The sequence below is a fragment of the Plantactinospora sp. CNZ320 genome (assembly GCF_002846275.1).
Map to the genome: position 1 here is coordinate 5,649,890 of NZ_PJMP01000001.1, position 19,261 is coordinate 5,669,150.

The 19,261-nt window shown below is 72.3% G+C and carries 18 protein-coding genes and 1 riboswitch; of the genes, 14 read left to right on the forward strand and 4 right to left on the reverse strand.

Going from position 1 to position 19,261, the window contains the following annotated elements:
* The first annotated feature begins 91 nt into the window (after window positions 1–91).
* From CLT71_RS25245 to CLT71_RS25255, 3 genes are all read left to right on the forward strand, one after another.
* Window positions 92–3,007: an alpha/beta fold hydrolase gene (locus CLT71_RS25245; protein ID WP_101369299.1), complete on the forward strand. Its 2,916-nt coding sequence runs from the start codon at window positions 92–94 to the stop codon at window positions 3,005–3,007.
* Window positions 3,007–3,894, forward strand: coding sequence for an ABC transporter permease subunit (locus CLT71_RS25250; RefSeq protein ID WP_101369300.1), 888 nt, complete (start codon window positions 3,007–3,009; stop codon window positions 3,892–3,894). Before CLT71_RS25245 ends, CLT71_RS25250 begins: the two co-directional genes overlap by 1 nt.
* Before the next feature lie 107 nt (window positions 3,895–4,001).
* Window positions 4,002–5,276 carry an ATP-binding protein gene (locus tag CLT71_RS25255; RefSeq protein WP_143743610.1) on the forward strand — a complete coding sequence of 425 codons (1,275 nt, stop codon included), beginning with the start codon at window positions 4,002–4,004 and terminating at the stop codon, window positions 5,274–5,276.
* Here CLT71_RS25255 and CLT71_RS25260 read toward each other — a convergent pair.
* Window positions 5,216–5,905, reverse strand: coding sequence for a response regulator transcription factor (locus tag CLT71_RS25260; RefSeq protein WP_486483440.1), 690 nt, complete (start codon window positions 5,903–5,905; stop codon window positions 5,216–5,218). The genes CLT71_RS25255 and CLT71_RS25260 overlap by 61 nt on opposite strands.
* A gap of 220 nt (window positions 5,906–6,125) precedes the next feature.
* Here CLT71_RS25260 and stsA point away from each other — a divergent pair, with 220 nt between their 5' ends.
* The 7 genes from stsA to CLT71_RS25290 all read left to right on the forward strand — a co-directional run bounded on the left by stsA (window position 6,126) and on the right by CLT71_RS25290 (window position 11,753).
* A complete protein-coding gene (stsA, locus tag CLT71_RS38205) occupies window positions 6,126–6,236 on the forward strand; it encodes a StsA family sactipeptide RiPP (RefSeq protein ID WP_486483441.1) in 111 nt (36 codons plus the stop codon).
* A 65-nt stretch (window positions 6,237–6,301) separates the two neighbouring features.
* Complete coding sequence (gene stsB, locus CLT71_RS25265; RefSeq protein ID WP_101369303.1) at window positions 6,302–7,789, forward strand: StsB family radical SAM/SPASM domain sactipeptide maturase; 1,488 nt, start codon at window positions 6,302–6,304, stop codon at window positions 7,787–7,789.
* The gene (locus tag CLT71_RS37155) at window positions 7,786–8,085 is read left to right on the forward strand and encodes a PqqD family protein (protein WP_158242308.1); all 300 of its coding nucleotides are present in this window, start codon (window positions 7,786–7,788) and stop codon (window positions 8,083–8,085) included. Before stsB ends, CLT71_RS37155 begins: the two co-directional genes overlap by 4 nt.
* Entirely contained in the window at window positions 8,082–8,942 is an 861-nt protein-coding gene (locus CLT71_RS25275; protein ID WP_101369305.1) for a S24/S26 family peptidase, read from the forward strand. Before CLT71_RS37155 ends, CLT71_RS25275 begins: the two co-directional genes overlap by 4 nt.
* Window positions 8,939–9,877, forward strand: coding sequence for an ABC transporter ATP-binding protein (locus CLT71_RS25280; RefSeq protein ID WP_101369306.1), 939 nt, complete (start codon window positions 8,939–8,941; stop codon window positions 9,875–9,877). Before CLT71_RS25275 ends, CLT71_RS25280 begins: the two co-directional genes overlap by 4 nt.
* Window positions 9,874–10,689, forward strand: coding sequence for an ABC transporter permease (locus CLT71_RS25285; RefSeq protein ID WP_101369307.1), 816 nt, complete (start codon window positions 9,874–9,876; stop codon window positions 10,687–10,689). Before CLT71_RS25280 ends, CLT71_RS25285 begins: the two co-directional genes overlap by 4 nt.
* Window positions 10,690–10,862: 173 nt before the next feature.
* Window positions 10,863–11,753 (forward strand): oxidoreductase, encoded by an 891-nt coding sequence (locus tag CLT71_RS25290; protein WP_101369308.1) that lies wholly within the window; start codon window positions 10,863–10,865, stop codon window positions 11,751–11,753.
* A gap of 48 nt (window positions 11,754–11,801) precedes the next feature.
* Here the strand turns inward: CLT71_RS25290 and CLT71_RS25295 are convergent, their stop codons facing one another.
* Window positions 11,802–12,080, reverse strand: coding sequence for a DUF6295 family protein (locus CLT71_RS25295; protein WP_101369309.1), 279 nt, complete (start codon window positions 12,078–12,080; stop codon window positions 11,802–11,804).
* Window positions 12,081–12,169: 89 nt separating this feature from the next.
* Complete coding sequence (locus tag CLT71_RS25300) at window positions 12,170–12,913, reverse strand: dienelactone hydrolase family protein (RefSeq protein ID WP_101369310.1); 744 nt, start codon at window positions 12,911–12,913, stop codon at window positions 12,170–12,172.
* A gap of 180 nt (window positions 12,914–13,093) precedes the next feature.
* Window positions 13,094–13,210, forward strand: a riboswitch (SAM riboswitch).
* A gap of 13 nt (window positions 13,211–13,223) precedes the next feature.
* On the opposite strand from CLT71_RS25300, the gene thrC reads away from it, so the two are divergent.
* From thrC to paaN, 3 genes are all read left to right on the forward strand, one after another.
* Window positions 13,224–14,519: a threonine synthase gene (thrC, locus tag CLT71_RS25305; RefSeq protein ID WP_101369311.1), complete on the forward strand. Its 1,296-nt coding sequence runs from the start codon at window positions 13,224–13,226 to the stop codon at window positions 14,517–14,519.
* A gap of 413 nt (window positions 14,520–14,932) precedes the next feature.
* The gene (locus CLT71_RS25310; RefSeq protein ID WP_101369312.1) at window positions 14,933–15,949 is read left to right on the forward strand and encodes a GNAT family N-acetyltransferase; all 1,017 of its coding nucleotides are present in this window, start codon (window positions 14,933–14,935) and stop codon (window positions 15,947–15,949) included.
* 64 nt (window positions 15,950–16,013) lie between these two features.
* Window positions 16,014–17,687, forward strand: a complete 1,674-nt coding sequence (paaN, locus tag CLT71_RS25315; RefSeq protein WP_101369313.1) for a phenylacetic acid degradation protein PaaN — start codon at window positions 16,014–16,016, stop codon at window positions 17,685–17,687.
* Between the two features lie 84 nt (window positions 17,688–17,771).
* Here the strand turns inward: paaN and CLT71_RS25320 are convergent, their stop codons facing one another.
* Window positions 17,772–18,323, reverse strand: a complete 552-nt coding sequence (locus tag CLT71_RS25320) for a GNAT family N-acetyltransferase (protein ID WP_486483726.1) — start codon at window positions 18,321–18,323, stop codon at window positions 17,772–17,774.
* Between the two features lie 403 nt (window positions 18,324–18,726).
* Here CLT71_RS25320 and CLT71_RS25325 point away from each other — a divergent pair, with 403 nt between their 5' ends.
* Complete coding sequence (locus tag CLT71_RS25325; RefSeq protein ID WP_095568160.1) at window positions 18,727–18,930, forward strand: cold-shock protein; 204 nt, start codon at window positions 18,727–18,729, stop codon at window positions 18,928–18,930.
* The last annotated feature ends 331 nt before the right edge of the window (window positions 18,931–19,261 follow it).

Here is a 19,261-nt window from a genome sequence, read left to right on the forward strand (position 1 = left end):
ACGACGACTCGGCGGCGCCGAACGGGCCAGCCGGACAGACGTACGGCGGATCTCAGCCAACGCTCAGGGTCCGCGCCGTACGGTGTGACCCATGCCTTCCCGACTGCTGGCGCGGCTGCGCCGTGCCCGGCCGACCCGGCGTCGACTCGTCGCCGGGTCGGCAGTGCTGGTGTTGCTGGCCGCGCTGGTCGGCTGGGCGGTCTGGCCGGAGCGGCCGACCTACTCCACAACGGACTCGATGATCACCGTCAGGTCCGGGCCGGGCGGTGACCAGCCGGTCGACCTGGACACCCGGTTCTACCTGCCGGACGGGGCGAGCGCCGACCGGCAGGTACCGGCGGTGCTGCTGGCGCACGGCTTCGGCGGTACGAAGTCCTCCGTCACCGACGACGCCGAGGACCTGGCCGGACTCGGTTACGCGGTGCTCACGTACACCGCCCGGGGGTTCGGGCGCAGCGGGGGACAGATCCACCTGGACCACCCCGACTACGAGGTACGGGACGCCGCCCGGCTGCTGGACTGGCTCGCCGCCCGGCCGGAGATCCGCAAGGACGCGGCCGGCGACCCCCGGGTGGGTGTCGTCGGTGGCTCGTACGGCGGCGGCCTGGCACTGCTGCTCGCCGCGGCGGACCAGCGGGTGGACGCCATCGTGCCGATGATCACCTGGAACGACCTGGCCCGCTCCTTCCTGCCCGAGGCCACCGGCCGGGAGCCGGTCGACGGCGTCTTCAAGAAGGGCTGGGCGGGGATCTTCTTCGGTAGCGGCGGTGGCACCGGCGGCCTGGGCGGGCTGACCGCACCGGGCGGCGACTCCGACGGCTCCGGGTCGGAGAACGGGGACGGCCCGACCGGCGGCCAGGACCCGGTACTCGGCACGGTGCCCGGTGCCGCTCCGGGCGGTACCCCGGCCGACCCGGCCTGCGGACGCTTCGCCGCCGACGTCTGCGCCGCGTACCTGCGGATCGCCACCACCGGCCGGGCCGACCCGGCGGCGGTCGAGTTGCTCCGCCGGTCCAGCCCGGCCGGGGTGCTCGACCGGATCAAGGCGCCCACCCTGCTCATCCAGGGTGCGGCCGACACGCTCTTCCCGCTCGCCGAGGCGGACGCCAACGCCCGGGGCATCGCGGCTGGCGGCACCCCCGTCCGGGTCGCCTGGTTCACCGGCGGACACGACGGCGGCGAGGGCCCGCAGACCGACCGGGACCGGCTGCGCCTGCTGATGGCCCAGTGGCTGGAGCACCACGTCAAGGGCGCCGGCGAGGCGCCCTCGGGCAGCTTCACCTGGTCCCGGATCGCCGGCTTCGACGCGCTCGACCGCGGCCTGGTCGCCTCCGGCTTCTCCGTCACCGACTACCCGGGCGTCACCGGCACCACCAGCGAGTCGATCGCGGTGGCCGGGCCGGCGCAGCGGATCGCGAACCCGCCGGCCGGCAACCCGGCGGCGATCTCCGCGCTGCCGTTCAGCGGCGGCTTCTCCTCGCTGCTCGACGGGGTCGCCGGTGACCTGCCCGGCCAGCACGCCCGGTTCGAGTCGGCACCGCTGCCCCGGGCCGTCGACGTGGTCGGCTCGCCGACGGTCACCATCCGGGCCGCCTCACCGACCGGCGAGGCGGTGCTCTTCGTCAAGCTCTACGACGTCGACCCGAACGGGCCGGCCGCGCTCTCCAACGGCCTGGTCGCGCCGGTCCGGCTGACCGGGTTGCCGGCCGACGTCGCGGCGGCCACCCCGGTCACGGTCACCCTGCCGGCGATCGTGCGCCGGATCGAGGCCGGGCACCGGCTGCGGATCGTGCTCGCCACCTCCGACCAGGGCTACGCCACCCCGGTCGAGCCGGCCACCTACACCGTCGCGCTGGCCGGGCCGGCCGCCGGGAACGTACCCGGGATGCCGGCCGGGGCCGCGCTGACCGGCGCCGAGGTGTCGCTGCCGACCGTGCCGGGCGAGCCGATCGCCACCCCGGCGGTGATCTGGCGGTGGGCGCTGGCCGGCCTGGTCGCGGCGATCGTGCTCGGGCTCGTCGTGGTGGTGGCCGTGCTGCGCCGCCGGCACCGCCGGCACGACACCTCGGTGCATCCCGAGTACGCCGACATCCCGCTCGTCGTCCGCGACCTGCGCAAGGAGTACGCGGACGGCTTCGTGGCGGTCTCCCGGATCGACTTCGAGGTGCACCGGGGGCAGGTGGTCGGGCTGCTCGGGCCGAACGGCGCAGGCAAGACCACCACCCTGCGGGTACTGATGGGGCTGACCCAGCCGACCACCGGAGAGATCCACGTCTTCGGGCACCGGCTGGTCCCCGGCTCGCCGGTGCTCTCCCGGATCGGCGCGCTGGTGGAGGGGCCGGGCTTCCTGCCGCACCTGAGCGGGTTGGAGAACCTGCGGGCGTACTGGCGGGCGACCGGGCGGCCGGAGGCGGACGCGCACTTCGAGGAGGCGCTGGAGATCGCCGGACTCGGCGACTCCGTGCACCGCAGGACCCGCAAATACAGCCACGGCATGCGGCAGCGGCTGGCCATCGCCCAGGCGATGCTCGGGTTGCCGGAACTGCTGGTGCTGGACGAGCCGACGGACGGGCTCGACCCGCCGCAGATCGCCGAGATGCGCCGGGTGCTGCGCCGGTACGCCACCGACGGGCGGGCGGTGCTGGTCTCCAGTCACCTGCTGGCCGAGGTGGAACAGACCTGTACGCACGCGGTCGTCGTACACAAGGGACAGATCGTGGCGGCCGGGAGGGTGGAGGAGATCGTCGGCGAGTCGCCGAGTACCCAGTTCGACGTCTCCGACACCGACGCCGCCCGGGCAGTGCTCGACCGGCTGGCCGGGGTACGGGTGCTGCCGGAGACGAACGGGGCGCTGGTGGTCGACACCAACGGCACCGCCCGCAGCGAGGTGGTGGCCGAACTGGTCCGGGCCGGTGTCGGGGTGGACCGGGTGGTGCCGCGCCGCCGCCTGGAGGATGCCTTCCTCGCCCTGGTCGGCGAGAACTCTCGGGGAAGCGGGGACCGCTGATGACCGCCACACAGACTCCGGCGGCGCCGGACGCGGCAGGCGGTGCCGCCGGGTACCGCCCCCGGGCCACGCTCTCGATAGCCGCCGAGTGGCGCCGGCAGGCGTCGCGCCGGCGTACCCAGTTCGCGCTCGGCTTCATGGTGCTGCTGCCGCTGATCATCCTGATCGCGTTCCAGTTCGAGAGTTCCGGCGACGACGACAACGGCGGGGGCGAGTTCGGCAGCCTCATCGAGTTGGCCACCACGGGCGGGCTGAACTTCACCCTCTTCGCGCTGCTGGTCTCGTCGTCGTTCCTGCTGGTAGTGGTGGTGGCGCTGTTCTGCGGCGACACGGTGGCCAGCGAGGCGAGCTGGGGCAGTCTGCGTTACCTGCTTGCCATACCGGTGCCCCGGGCCCGGTTGCTGGCGGTCAAGCTGGTGGTCGCGCTCGGGTACTCACTGCTGGCCCTGCTGCTGCTGGCCGGCACCGCCCTGCTCGCCGGCACCCTCCGGTACGGCTGGTCGCCGCTGTCCAGCACGGTCGCCGCGCAGATACCGGCCGGTGAGGGGCTGCTGCGCCTGCTCGGCATCCTCGGCTACCTGGCGGTGGTACTCCTGGTCGTGGCCGGCCTGGCGTTCCTGCTCTCGGTGATCACGGACGCGGCGCTCGGCGCGGTCGGCGGCGCGGTGCTGCTCTGGATCCTCTCCAGCATCCTCGACCAGATCACCGCGCTCGGGGTGCTCCGGGACTTCCTGCCGACGCACTACAGCTCGGCCTGGCTCGGCCTGCTCTCCACACCGGTGCAGACCGACGACATCGTCAAGGGAGCCATCTCGGCGATCTGCTACGCCACCGTCTTCTGGTCGCTCGCCTTCTGGCGCTTCACCCGCAAGGACGTGGTGTCGTAACCCGGTGCCGCGCGGTTCTCCCGGCCGTGGCTGGCGCGGCTGCCCTATGATCGGCGCTTCGGTGCTACGGGTGGCCGTCCGGTGACTCTGTGACGGGAGTGGGCTCGATGTTGGACCATACCGCCCGGATCGGGCGCCCGCCCCGGCGGATCAGCCGGTTCCTGGCCGAGGCGCGACTGGGCTGGGTGGACGCCCGACTGATGGTCACGATGCCCGGCCGGGAGCGGGCGCTGCGTTTCGTCGCGGTGCTGCTCTTCGGGCAGCGGGCGAGTTACATCGTGCCGGCGCTGGCCGGGATGACCAGCGCGTCGGGCCGTTATCACAGCCCGACGCTGAACACGGTGCTGCTGCTGGCAGTGGTGCTCTGGAACGTCCTGCTCGGCACGGCGGTGTGGCGGCGGGGCTGGTTCAGCTACGGGCACGTCGTGGCCGACGTGGCGATCACCTGCGGGCTGCTGGTGATTGTCAACATCAACATCCTGCCCGGCTACGAGCTGTCGGCGGCGAACTGGGCCGGCAAGTTCGCCCTCGGCTCGGCGGCGCTGGTCGGCGCGGTGCTGAGCCTGCGGGCCCTGCTGGTCGGGCTGGCGGTGCTGGTGCTCACCGCGATCGCCGCCGCGTCGGTGCAGATCGGCGGGCTGCCACCCCTGGAGTCGGGCTTCGTCAACCACGTCAACTCCAGCCTCTGGTTCGCGCTGCTGCTGCACTTCATGCGCCGCTACCTCTGTGCCCAGGCGAGCGCGGTCGACGAGGCGACCCAGCGCCGGCTCGCCGCCGAGACAGCCACGGCGGCCGGGGCGGCCCGGTACGCCGAACGCCTGCACCACCACCGCCGGCTGCACGACACCGCGCTGGCGACGCTCACCGCGATCGCCCGGGGCGGGCTGGACCACCGTGCCGAGGACGTACGGCGGCGCTGCGGCCGGGAGGCCGACTACATCCGGGGGCTGGTCACCGAGGACCGCGCCGAGGCGGTGAGCACGCTCGGCGCCAGCCTGGCCGAGGTCGCGGCCGACGCGACCGCGCTCGGCCTGCGGGTGCACCTGCGCTCGGGCAACCTGCCGACGCAGCCGCCCCGGCACGTGGTGCAGGCGATCTGCGACGCCGCCCGGGAGGCGTTGAACAACGTGGCCCGGCACGCCGGTACCGGCGAGGCGTGGCTCACCGTCGACTGGTACGAAGGCGTGCTCGGGGTACGGGTCGTCGACCGTGGGGTCGGGTTCGACACCGCCGCCGTCGGTGCGGGGTTCGGGCTGCGCCGCTCCATCACGGAACGGATGGTCGAGATCGGCGGCGAGGTGCGGCTCTTCTCCGAACCCGGTCACGGCACGAGTGTCGAGCTGTTCTGGTCGGTGCCGTCCCCGGTGCCCGGTGACCGGTAGCGGTGCAGCCCGTCCTCGCGGACCCGGTCGGCGAGGTCGAGTTTCGTGTACGTCGGCCGGCCCGCCTCGCAGTACTTCGCCTTGACCCGGTCCAGGTACTGCCGCGCGGTCGCCGGCTGGATCCCGACCTTGCGGGCCGCTGCCGTCAGCGTCATGCCGGAGGCGTAGGCGACGAGTACCGCCCGTTCCCGGGGGGCCAGCCTGGGCCGGTCCGGCCGCTCGTCACAGGACCAGGCGAAGGCGAGTTCGGGGGAGTGCGCCAGCTCGCCCCGGGCGACGGTCCGGATCGCCTCGGCGAGACTCGGCAGGTCGTGGTCCTTGGTCAGATAGCCCGACGCGCCGGCCCGGATCACGTCCACGCCGTGCACCACGTGCGGTACCACGCTGACCACCAGCACCGGACGGCCGGTGGCGACGAGCCGGCGTACGTTGTCGACCGGCGCGGACCCGTCCGCCAGCAGCAGGTCGAGTACGACGACGTCGGCCCGGCCGGGTTCGGTGTCGAGCAGCTCGTCCACGGTGGCGGCGGTGCCGAGCAGCCGCAGGTCGGGTACGGAGCCGAGCCAGGCGGCCATGCCGTCGCGCAGCATCCGATCGTCGTCGACAACGGAGACCGAGATCACGGGCACGGGAGACGGCACCTCACCTTGCGTCGCAGCGATTTCTTCGGGACCTGGGACGGGGGCAGGAGAACCGGAGGTTAGATCCACGTCGATCCGGATGTCAAGACGACATTTTTGCTCTCTGGCATTGCTCGATCACAGCAAGTGATCATGACGGGGGCCCGGGTTCTTCGTGTGGGGGACAGACCCGCCGCCCGGGACTTTTCGAGAAAGAAGGGATGTCGCGATGACCAAATGGGTGAAGCCCGCGATCCAGCCCGCCGACTTCGCCGCGCAGCTCGGCTGCGCGTGCGCCTGTGGCGCGCTGGCCGGTGCCGGCTCCGGCCAGGCCAACTAGCCAGGTCCGACGGTTGACGAAGGAGCCGCCGTCCGGCGGCTCCTTCCGGCAGGAAGGGAGTGGTCATGCGGCTGTCGACGATGTGGAACTCGCTGGTCGTCCCGGACGACCTCGTCTATTTCCAGTGCCGGGACCGGTATCTGGTCGAGAATCCCGGCCTGGCCGCCTGGGCGGTGCTCACCGAGGACGAACTCGGGCTGCTGCGGGCGCTCGCCGAGGGTGCCCCACCGCCGGCCTGGGCCACCGCCGGGCCCACCGGGGAGGCGACCGGGCCGGGCGGGCGCACCGAACTCGAACGGGTACTCGCCACCCTGGTGCTGAACTGGCTGGTCTATCTGCCGGGGCAGCAGCCCCGGGTCCGGCCGGCCGAACCCGCGCTGAAGATGGTCTACTACGCCATCACCGACGGCTGCAACCTGCGCTGCCCGTACTGCTACGCCTCCTCCACCCGCAAGCTCCCCGGCGAGCTGGAGCCGGCGGAGTCCCTCGACCTGGTGGACCAGATCGCCGACATGGGTGCCGAGCTGCTGATCCTGACCGGTGGCGAGCCGATGCTGCGGCGTGACTTCTTCGAGGTGGCCGACCACGCCCGCAGCCGTGGCCTGCGGGTCAACATGATCACCAACGGAACCCGGATCCGCGACGCCGCCACCGCCCGGCGGATCGCCGACACCTTCGCCAGCGTCACCGTCAGCCTGGACGGCGGCACCGCCGAGACGCACGAGAAGACCCGGGGCGAGGGGACCTTCGCGCAGACCGTACTCGGACTGACCCTGCTCAACGCCGCAGGCGTCAAGCCGGCGATCAACCACGTGGTGTCGCCGGAGAATCTGTCCACACTGGACGACCTGATGTCGTTCCTGGACGGGATCGAGTTCAGCAAGATCCGGATGATGAACCACACCGGGATCGGCCGGGGCGCCTCCGACGGCGTCCACTTCGGCTGGGAACACCACCTCGCGGTGCAGCGGTTCACCTGGACGAACCCGGTGGCCCGGAAGATCCTCACCGAGGGGCCGAAGGCGGTCAAGCCCTGCTCGATCCGGGCCAACTGCGGGCTCGGCGGCACCGAGATCTACATCAACTCGCTCGGCGACGTCTATCCCTGCAAGCTGGTCACCGGCCCGCTGCACAAGGCCGGCAACGTCCGGGCCCAGCCGCTGCGCGAGGTCTTCGCCTCACCCGTCCTGGCCGACCTGCGGGCCAACAACGTCTTCGAGGGCGAGAACCTGGCCGACTGCCGGCGCTGCTACATCCGGGCGGCCTGTGGCGGTGGCTGCCGGGCGTACCACGCCGCCGAGTCCGGCTCGGTGAAACGGAACAGCCGCGACCACTGCCGGATCCTCCGGCACTCCATGATCACCAACATCTGGCGCTCCACCGGTTTCAGTGGCGCCGACCTGCTGGAACGGGAGTCCGAGATGACGGTGCCCCGACTGGTCCGGGACGGCTCGGTGCACCCGGTGTACGACGACTGGCGCACCTGGTCCCCGCCGGAAGGAGCCCGCCGGTCGCTGCCGCTGCTGGTCGGCGGCAAGGGAGGTGCCGCGTGACTGTCGGAATCAACCCCGAGATCGTCTGGGTCGACAGCGACGACGAGGTCCGGCTCTACAACCCCGAGGACGGCGAGTTCCAGACGTTCAACGCGAGCGCCGCGCTGATCTGGCGCCGGCTCGCCGCCGGCAGCGACGTCGAGACCGTGATCCGCGAGCTGGCCGACGAGTTTGGCAGCGACGACGAGCGGGAGCGCGACGTCATCGCCCGGGACGTCCGCGAGTTCGTCGCGCTGCTGCGCGCCCGCAACCTGTTCGGCACCCCCGAACCGGCTCCCGGGGACGGTGACCGGTGAGCGGGACCGGCTTCGCCGATCTGGTACGGGCGGCGCTGGCCGCCGGACGTACCGCCCGGGTGCCGGTCACCGGCTCCAGCATGTTGCCGGCGCTGCGTGCCGGAACCGTGGTGGTCGAACCGGCCGACTTCGACCGGCTCCGTCCCGGCGAGGTCGTCGCCTACCAGCACGGGGAGCGGATCGTGGTGCACCGGGTGGTCGCCCGTCGGCCGGACCACCTGCTGACGGCCGGCGACAACCTGCCGCTGTACGACCCACCGGTGCCCCGGGCGGCGGTCCTCGGCCGGGTGCCGCAGGTCCCCGCCCGTGCCCCGGGCACCCCGGACGGCACCGGGCCGGTGGCCGCGCTGCCTGACGACATCACGCTCTGGCTGGCCGGGGCGGCGGCGCGGGCCGTACCGGAGATCGACCACCAGCTCCCGGCGCCGGAGGCCAGCCAGCCGGCGACGGTGGTCCGGGTACGCCACCTCGCGGCCGGCTCCGCCCTCCCCGACCGGGTACGCCGGGCGCTCGCCGCACTCGACGTGCTGGACGGGCTGACCGTCGGCATCTCACCGGCGGCGGTCCGACCGGTCGACGACCTGCGCACCGGACTCGCCCGCCCGGCCCGCCGGCTCGACATCGTGTTCGGCTGCCGGTACGGGCGCCCCGCGGCACACCCCGCGGCCGGTACCACCGCCCCGGACGGTGCCCCGGACGACGGCCGGGACGGCGTCGTCGAGCCGGTGGTCGCCCCGGAGGACGTCGACCACCACCTGCGGACCGGTCCACCACTGCGGGAGACCGGTCCGGCGGACGAGATCCGGATCGTCCTCGCCACGCTGGGCGTACCACCGGTGCCGGCGGTCTCCCGATGACCCCGGCGATCGTCGCGGCCGACCTGGTCAAGGCGTACCCAGGTGCCGCCACCCCGGCAGTCGACGGGCTCAGCTTCAGCGTGCCGGCCGGCCAGTCCGTCGGGCTGCTCGGCCCCAACGGTGCCGGCAAGACCACCCTGCTCAAGATGGTCTGTGGAGCCAGCCCGCCCAGCTCCGGGCAGATCCTGGTGCACGGCCGCCGCCCCGACGCCGAAGCGAAGCGGGACGTGGCGGTGGTGCACCAGTCCGGGCCGTTCGACATGATGCTGACCGTTCGGGACAACCTGAAGATCGCCGCCGCGTTCCGGGGCCTCTCCTGGCGGAGCACCCGGTCCCGGGCCGACGAACTGCTCGCCGCCTTCGATCTGACCGGCAGCGAGGAGCAGTTGGTCTTCACCCTCTCCGGCGGGCAGCGACGGCGGCTCCAGGTGGTCCGGGCCCTGCTGCGGGTGCCGAGGATCCTGCTGCTGGACGAGCCGTCGGCCGGGCTCGACGTCGAGGGGCGACGCCGGGTCTGGGCCACCCTCGACGAACTGCGTACCCGACACGAGCTGACGATCGTGCTGACCAGCCACTATCTCGACGAGGTGGAACGCAACACCGAGCGGGTGCTGGTGGTCCACCACGGCCGGCTGGTCCGGGACGGCAGCCCGGCACAGTTGCGCGACGAACGCGGCGAGGCACGGGCCCGGCTGCGTACCGGATCGGCAGACGCCTGGCCGGCGGTGGCCGCCGAGGCGCGGCGGCTCGGCCTGGCGGCGGCCCAGGGTGCCGACGACATCGTGCTGACCGGGCCGGACCTGCGGCAGCGGCTGCCCCGGCTGCTGGCCGAACTGGCCGAGCGGCAGATCCCCGTCGACAGCATGGAACTGGCGACGGCCTCGCTGGAGGACGCCTTCGTGGCGCTGACCCGATCGGAGGTGACCGCCCGGTGACCGCACCCGCCCCCGCCGACCACGACGCCGTCGGCGCGCCGCCCTGGCAGGGCTCCGGACTCACCGCGACACTGCGGCGGGAGTGGCTGCTGCTCACCCGCAACCGCACCAACCTGCTGCTCGCGGTGGTGCCGACCGCCGTCTACATCGCACTCTTCGCCACCTCGCTCACCGCGCTGGTCGGCGAGGTGAGCTACCGGGGCCGGCTGGTCGACTATCCGGACTTCGCGATCCCGGCGTTGATGTTCTCCTCGCTGCTGGCCGCCGCCACCACCTCGGGTACGGCGCTGTTCCAGGAGCGGATGAGCGGGATGTCGCTGGAACTGTGGTCGTACCCGCTGACCCGCCGGCAGTACGTCGTCGGCAAGCTGCTCGCCGGCTCCGCGCTGGTACTGGCCCAGGCCGTCGCCGCGCTGGCGGTCTCGGCGGCACTGTTCCGGGGGCGCTGGCCGGCGGAGCGGTGGCTGGCGCTGCTCTGCGGGGCGTTGCTCGCCGCGCTGGCCTTCAACGCGCTCTATCTGCTGCTCGCCACCCTGGTGCAGGACTTCCAGCGGTTCACCGTGCTGGTGAACGTGCTGGCCCCGGTGCTGCTCTTCGCCAGCCCGTCGTTCTATCCGATCGAGAATCTCGGGCCGGTGCAGCGGGTCCTCGCCGCCGTCAACCCGGTCACCTACGGGGTCACCGCGCTGCGGGAGGCGCTGCTGAGCGGGTTCGCCGCCGCCTGGCCGTACTTCCTGCTGCTCGGGGTGATCGGCGTGGTCGCGGTGCTGGGGGTGGGCCGGGCCCTGGTGCGGCAGTCCCGGGCGCTCTGACCCGAAGGTGCCCTTCTCACCCATAGTCGCATGAGGGGCCGGACGAATTTGCAGGTGGTGCCCTGTCCCGCCGGTGACGGAGCCGCCTAGTCTTCGGCACCGTGCCGACCATCGTCCACAGGGGTGGATGGTCGGCCGACCACGGGTGGACAGAGCACGAGGAGGCGTTTCCGATGACGGATTCCGGCGAAATCAACGCGGCGTCCGCCGGCACCTGGCGGCTCGGCGACCTGACGGTCAACCGGATCGGCTTCGGCGCGATGCGGCTGACCCGGAACGCCGACGGCGGGCCGAGCGACCGGGACCGTGCGGTGGCGGTGCTCCGCCGGGCCGTCGAACTCGGGGTGAACCACATCGACACCGCCGCGTTCTACTTCTCGGCGCTGCGGTCGGCCAACGAGTTGATCAACCGGGCGCTGGCGCCGTACCCGGACGATCTGGTCATCGCCACAAAGGTCGGACCGGGTCGGGACCCGTCGGGTGAGTGGCTGCCGCCGGCCCGGCCGGAGCAGTTGCGCGGCCAGGTCGAGGAGAACCTCCGGCAGCTCGGCCGGGACCATCTCGACCTGGTGAACCTCCGGGTGCACGGCCCCGACCCGATCGCGGAGCGGTTCGGCGTACTGGCCGAGCTGCGCGAGGCCGGGCTGATCCGGCACCTGGGCGTCTCCAACATCCGGCCGGAGCAGCTCGCCGAGGCGCAGGAGATCGCGCCGGTGGTCTGCGTGCAGAACCCGTACGGGGTCGACTACCGGCGTACCGCCGACGACCTCGTGCGGATCTGTGGTGAGCAGGGCATCGCCTTCGTGCCGTTCTTCGCGATCGCCGGTGCGGGCCGGGAGGCGGGTGTGACCGCCGGCGGTGACGGCGATGCCGAGCTGCGGGCGGTGGCGGAGGTGCACAGCGCGACTGTCGCGCAGGTCCGGCTCGCCTGGACGTTGCACCGTGGCCCGCACGTGCTGGCGATCCCGGGTACCGGCAATCCGGAGCACCTGGTCGCGAACGTGGCCGCGGGCGGCCTGCGGCTCAGCCCGGACGAGCTGGCCCGGCTCGACGCGACCGGCTGAGCGCCCGGCCCCTGGGCGGGTGCGGCGGCGGCCCTTGAAAGAGCCGGGTCAGACGTTCTGGTCGCGGCTGGCCAGCCCGGCCGGCGCGGCGGCCAGGGCGGCCTGGATCGCCTCGACCAGGGCGAGCGCCGACTCCTCGGTCAGCTCGACCGCGACCCGCGCCCCCGGGCCGGCGGCCGGGTTCAGGAAGTCGATGTTGAGGGTGTGTGCGTACGGCGCGTGTGTCGGATGGTCGACATAGACGCAGGTGCGGGTGACCGGGAACCAGCCGCCGGCACCCTTGCCGCTGCCGTCGATCTCGCGCTGCACCGTGACGTACGTGCACATGCCGGCCTCCTCGGACTCGGACGGACAGGACTCGGACTGACGGACAGGACTCGGACTGACGCGACCCGGACCCGGACGGGATCGGCCGGTCAGGCGTTCAGGTAGCGGTCGAAGAAGTCCCGGACCCGTTGCCACCCCTGGGTCGCGGCCAGCGGTCGGTAGCCGGGCCGGTCGACGGCGAAGAAGCCGTGCCCGGCATCGGCGAAGGTGTGGAACTCGTGCGGCTTGCCGAGCCGGGTCAGCTCCCGGGACAGCTCGTCCATCTGGGCCGGCGCCGGATAGCGGTCCTCGGCACCGAAGAGGCCGAGCAGCGGGCAGGAGAGCCGGTCCGCCTGGTCGAGCAGCGGCCGCACCGCCAGCGGGAAGTCCTCCGGTGGGTCGCCGACCACGAACGCGCCGTAGCAGTCGACGGCGGCGTCCAGCGGCAGCCGGGTGGCGGCCAGGAACGCCTGCCGGCCACCGGAGCAGTACCCGATCACCCCGACCCTGCCGTTCGAGGCCGGCAGTCCGCGCAGGTGGTCGGCCGCGCCGCCGACGTCGCCGATCAGCCGGTCGTCAGGTACCCCACCGGCGGCCCGGGCCGCCGCCGCCGCGTCGTCGGGGCTGGCGCCGGGCGCCTCCCGGGAGTACAGGTTGGGACAGATCGCCGCGAAGCCGTAGCTGGCCAGTCGACGGGTGATCTCCTTGGTCGCCTCGTCGTAACCGGGCATGTGGTGGATCACCACCACCCCGCCGTGCGGTGTGTCGCCGAGGGGCTGGGCCAGGTACGCCTCGATCTCGTCGCCGCCCGCCCCGGTGATCCGGACCGTTCCGGCCTGCATCGCGTCCCGCAACGTCCCGCTCCCGTCCTGCCCGGCCGGATCGTGCGCGCCGGCCGTACCCGAATGTCGTTAGCTTGGACAACTATTTCAGCCGGCGGCCGGCGGCGGACCGGTGCCGGGATCTTCCTCACACCGGAAACAGACCCGGGACACCGGCCCGCGCTGCCCGTAGACTGTCGGGCACAACTTCATACCTCATCCAGAGGGGCTGAGGGATACGGCCCGAAGACGCCCCGGCAACCACTCCACGGCGGAGCAGGTGCCAAATCCGTCCCCGCCGCGCGGTGCGGCGCCAGGGAAAGATGAGAGGACGGCTATCGCCATGACGTCGATCATCGACGCGACCCCCAGCCAGACCAGCCCGGTGGCACCGAATCCCGCCCGTGTCCTCGTCTGTCGGGGTTGTGGCGCCGAATACCCGTTGATCGCGCAGCACGCCTGTTACGAGTGTTTCGGCCCGCTGGAGGTCGGCTACGACGCCGCGACCCTGGCCCGGGTCACCCGGGCGGACATCGAGGCCGGCCCGGACAACCTCTGGCGGTACGCCGCACTGCTGCCGACCGGCCAGGACCCGGCCGCCCGGGTCACCGTCGACCCGGGGCTGACCCCGCTGGTCCCGGCCGCCGCCCTCGCCGCCGAACTGGGCATCAGGGCGCCGCTCTGGGTCAAGGACGACAGCGCCAACCCCACCCACTCGTTCAAGGACCGGGTGGTGTCGGTGGCGCTGACCGCCGCCCGCGGGCTCGGCTTCACCCGGTTCGCCTGCGCCTCGACCGGCAACCTGGCGAACTCGGTCGCCGCGCACGCGGCCCGGGCCGGGGTGCCGTCGATCGTCTTCATCCCCGGTGACCTGGAGCAGGGCAAGGTGGTGACCACCGCCGTCTACGGCGGCGACGTGGTCGCCATCGACGGCTCGTACGACGACGTCAACCGGCTCTGTGGCGAGCTGGTCGAGACCGACGAGTTCGCCGACACCGCGTTCGTCAACGTGAACGTCCGGCCGTACTACGCCGAGGGCTCCAAGACGCTCGGCTACGAGGTGGCCGAGCAGTTGGGGTGGCGGATTCCCGAGCAGGTGGTCGTCCCGATGGCCAGTGGCGAACTGCTCACCAAGATCGACAAAGCGTTCAGCGAGCTTGTCGAGATCGGACTGGTCGAGGCGCCGGCGAACGGCTGGAAGGTCTTCGGCGCCCAGTCGGCCGGCTGCAACCCGATCGCCGTCGCGCTGCACTCCGACACCGACGTGATCACCCCGGTCCGGCCGACCGGGATCGCCAAGTCGCTCAACATCGGCGACCCGGCCGCCGGGCTCTACGCCCTGGAGGCGGTGCGCCGTACCGGTGGCTGGATGGACTACGCCGACGACGACGAGATCCGCGCCGCCATCCGCCAGTTGGCCCGGACCACAGGCGTCTTCGCCGAGACGGCCGGCGGGGTGACCGTGGCCGTACTCGGCAAGCTGGTGGCGAGCGGCCGGCTGGACCCGGACGCCGAGACGGTCGTCTACAACACCGGCGAGGGGCTCAAGACCCTGGATGCGGTGGCGGCACAGGTCGGTCCGACGTACCGGATCAGGCCGTCGCTGCGGGCGGTCCGCGACGCCGGCCTGCTCGGCTGAATTTCCGGGAAGAAATTTTCGGCATCTGCCCGAAGCGTGCTCGGGCAGATGCACGTGCAACTTGCAGGTGGAATCGTTCCAGTCCACCGACCGGGTCGCCTGCCCGGCGGTACGAATGCGTTGCGTAGCTGCTCTTTTGCCACCCGTGACGAAAACACGCGGAAGAGGGCTTGACGACTGCATCTGCACGACGCAAGATGCTCCGTGCGGGAGGACGCACCGCCGTAGACTTTCAAAGCTCTTACGACCCAGCGCCGGAGGCGTTGTGCGGGCGTCCTCCCGACCAAACTCTTCCGCCCGGTCCGGCCGACGCTCACAACCCGCCGTCGGGCTCAACGCGAATCCACCGCCCCAGGTGACGGTTGCTCGATATTCGGTCGCGCCGGGTCCGGGTAAGCGGCACCCTCCAGAGCATGGACATCGTGGTCACCCCACTCGACGTCACCGACGTCGCCGCAACCGAGCGGGCGTACGAGATCGAGGCCGCCGCGCGTGCGGCCGACCAGCCCGACGTGCCGCCGCTGCCCCGACAGCGCTTCCTCGCCGGGCTCCGGCGCCCGTGGCCGGGTAACGAAGAGAGGCACTCGCTTGGCTTTCTCGACGGGGTGGCCGTGGGCTATCTGGGAGTCTCGCTGCCGCAGCTGGAGAACCTGGAGAACGCCGAGCTTGTGCTCGCCGTCCATCCGGAGTACCGCCGTCGGGGCGTCGGCCGGGCGCTCTACGAGCACGCGGTGCGGCTGGTCCGCCAGGAGGGACGCAAACGGATCATCGCCGAGGTGGTGAACATGAGCCCCGAGGCCGCGCCGACGACACCGGGTGACGCCTTCGCCGCCGCGATGGGTGCCAAGCCGGCGCTGGCCGACATACGCCGCCGGCTCGACCTGACCACGCTCGACGAGGCCGAACTCGACCGGCTGATGGCCGAGGGCCTGGCCCGGGCCGAGGGCTACTCGCTGGTGCGCTGGCGGGGCGCCACCCCCGACGAGTACGCCGAGGACGTCGCCTACCTCGACAGCCGGCTGATCAGCGACGCGCCGCTCGGCGACCTCACCTGGGAGCCGCCCCGGCCGGACGTGGGCCGACTGCGCGAGATCGAGCAGATCTACCAGGAGCGCGGCCAGTACTGGTACAACAGCGGCGCCCGGCACGACGCCACCGGACGGCTGGTCGCCTGGACCGGGATCGGCATGCACACCAGCTGCGACTGGCACGCCTCCCAACAGATCACCCTGGTCGAGCCGGCGCACCGGGGGCACCGCCTGGGCACCGTGATCAAGGTCGACAACCTGCGGCACATCCGCGCGCACGAGCCGGCGCTCCGAGCCGTCGACACCTACAACGCGGCGTCCAACGGATACATGATCTCGATCAACGAGGCGCTGGGATTCCGGGCGGTCGGCGGGCTCAACACCTGGCAGGCAACCCTCTGACCAGCGCCGCCCGCCCCGGAGACGGAGGCTGGGACCGGGCGGGCCGGTGCGGCATGATGGCGGGATGACGGAGACCCCGCACCCCCTCTACGCCCGGCACGCCGACACCCTGGAACGGGCGCTCACCGCGATCACCGAACGCTCCTACTGGTCCGCCTACCCCGAGTCGCCGAGCCCACGGGTCTACGGCGAGACCGCCGCCGCCGAGGGCGAGGCGGCGTTCCGGGCGTACCTGGGCGGGAAGTTCCCGCTCGACCAGCCCGGCACCGGCGACTGGGTCGCCACCGAGACGAGCCCGTTCGGCATCGACCTCGGGGTGAGCTACCCGCACAGCGACGCCGAGGTGCTGCTCGCCGCCGCCTCGACCGCGCTGCCGGCCTGGCGGGACGCCGGGCCGCAGGCCCGGGTCGGAGTCTGCCTGGAGATCCTCGCCCGGCTGCACGCGCACGTCTTCGAGCTGGCCAACGCGGTGCACGCCACCACCGGGCAGGCGTTCGTGATGGCGTTCCAGGCCGGTGGCGCGCACGCGCTGGACCGGGCGCTGGAGGCGCTCGCCTACGCGTACCGGGAGATGACCCGGCACCCGGCGACGGCGGCCTGGGAGAAGCCGGCCGGCAAGGGCGACCCGCTGCGGATGACCAAGACCTTCCACGTGGTGCCGCGCGGCGTGGCGCTGGTGATCGGCTGCAACACCTTCCCGACCTGGAACAGCTACCCGGGACTCTTCGCCTCGCTGGTCACCGGCAACCCGGTGGTGGTCAAGCCGCACCCCCGGGCCGTGCTGCCGCTCGCCGTCACCGTCCGGTACGCCCGCGAGGTGCTGGCCGAGGCGGGCTTCGACCCGAACCTGATCCTGCTCGCCCCCGAGGCGTCGGGCGAGCGGCTCGCCTCCACCCTGGCGCTGCGTCCCGAGGTACGGATCGTCGACTTCACCGGCTCCACCGAGTACGGCGACTGGCTGGAGGCGAACGCCCGGCAGGCGGCCGTCTACACCGAGAAGGCCGGCGTCAACACGATCGTTGTCGACTCGACCGACGACTTCGCCGGAATGTGCCGCAACATCGGCTTCTCACTGGTCCTCTACAGCGGACAGATGTGCACCACCCCGCAGAACATCCTGGTGCCCCGGGACGGGATCGAGACCGACCAGGGGCACAAGAGCGTCGACGAGGTGGCCGCCGGCATCGCCGGGGTGGTCGGCAAGCTCACCGGCGACCCGGCCCGGGCCGTCGAGCTGACCGGCGCGATCGTCAACGACGGGGTACTGGCCCGGCTCGACGAGGTCGCCGGGCTCGGCGAGCCGGTGCTGCCGTCCCGGCCGGTCGAGCACCCCAACTATCCCGGCGCGGTGGTGCGTACGCCGCTGATCGCGAAGCTCGGTGCCGACGACGCCGGCACGTACGGGCGGGAGTGGTTCGGGCCGATCTCGTTCGTGATCGCCACCGACTCCACCCCGCACAGCCTGGCGATCCTGCGGCAGACCGTCGGCGAGCGGGGCGCGCTCACCGCCTCGGTCTACTCCACCGACTCCACCGTGCTGGACGCGGCCGAGACCGCGGCGATCGAGACCGGGGTGCACCTCTCCTGCAACCTCACCGGTGGCGTCTTCGTCAACCAGTCGGCGGCGTTCTCGGACTTCCACGGCAGCGGTGCCAACCCGGCGGCGAACGCCGCGTTGACCGACGGCGCCTACGTCGCCAACCGCTTCCGCCTGGTCCAAGCCCGCCGACACAACTGAGGTGTAAGGAAGGGCCCCCCATTAGCGCTTTCGGTAGAGGAAGGGGCCCTTCCTAACCGGCAAGGCGGTGCGGTGCGGGGCGGTTCAGGCGGGCCGGGTCATCTGCAGCTCGCGGAGCGTCGGGATGGTCGGGTGCCGCACCCGTACCCCCGTGTCGACGAAGCCCAGCCGCTGGTACGCGCGTACCGCCCGGTCGTTGCCGACGACCACCTCCAGCAGCAGCTCCGGCCGGCCGGCCGCCCTGGACCAGTCGGCCACCGCCTCGACCAGGGCGGCCAGCAGGCCGGTGCCCCGCCAGGCCGGACTGAGGTAGACCGCGAAGACCACGGTGATGCCGGACTGGCCGGGCGCGGCCTGGCCTCCGGCGTGCCCGACGACCCGCCCGTCGACCTCGGCGACGAAGGCCGCCGTCCGGTGCCCGGTCGACATTCCGGCGATCCTCGCCGCGACCTCGGCGTGCGGCCGGGCCGCTGCGTCGGCGAGCGTCTCCAGGAAGGCCAGCGGCGAGTCGGCGAGCATCTCCAGCCGGATCGCCCGGACCCGGCCGGCGTCGTCGGGGCGTACCCGGCGGACCGGTGGGAGATCGACGGCCGGCCGGAGACCGGAATCGGTCGCCGGGGTGGCCCCGTCCGGTATGGCCGTCAGGGGGCGGCCGGCGGAGTGCCCGGACTCCGGACCGGCGGTGGTCTGCGGGATGGAAGCCGGCACGTCGGCCATCGTCGCACGCCGTACGGGGACCAGTTTCGGCGGGTGACGGGGCTGCTGACGGGTGGGTACGGGCCGGCTGACCTGGGCAGCGACGGTCGCCAATGGCTGTGGGGCCGGAAAACGACCCAATGGTTGCCCGTCCAGTGACCGTTTTGGCCTAGTGCGCTGCGACCCGACCTTGGTGTACGGTGCGGGTTCGGCCGCTTGATTCGTTGGATCCGTTCAATTGCATGATCCATTTTCGGGGAAAGCGACTCGGCGGCCCCGGCAGGCATACGGCGTCGCCGGAGCTCGGAGCGGCTCCGACGCGACCGAAGTAAGGAAGTGCACCGTGGCGCAGGGCACCGTGAAGTGGTTCAACAGCGAAAAGGGCTACGGCTTCATCGCCGTCGATGGCGGACAGGACGTCTTCGTCCACTTCTCCGCGATCCAGATGGACGGCTACAAGGCGCTTGACGACGGTCAGCGCGTCGAGTTCGAGATCGCACAGGGGCAGAAGGGGCCGCAGGCGGAACAGGTCCGGGTCATCGCCTGAGCTGCCGGGCCTTCCGGCCCACGGCTCCTCGGGTACGTCCCCGTTCCGCGTCACCCGGCCCAGGGTCTGCCTTGGCCGGGACCATTGCCGGCCCGCTTTCGGACCACCGCCGTTCGACGCTCTATTGCGCGATCGCGATGCGGCCTGTCGGGTCACCGTGCCGAGTCTCCGCGCGTGTCCGGCCTTCCGGCGCGCCGATCCGGATCGGTGCGTCGACGCGCATTCGGATGTGCCGATGAGCCTGTAGCCGATGAGCCTGTAGTGGTGCCGGTAGCCTCGGCCCCCAAGTGGCACCTGTGGCGGCCGACGTTGCCTTGTCGGCGTGACGGCC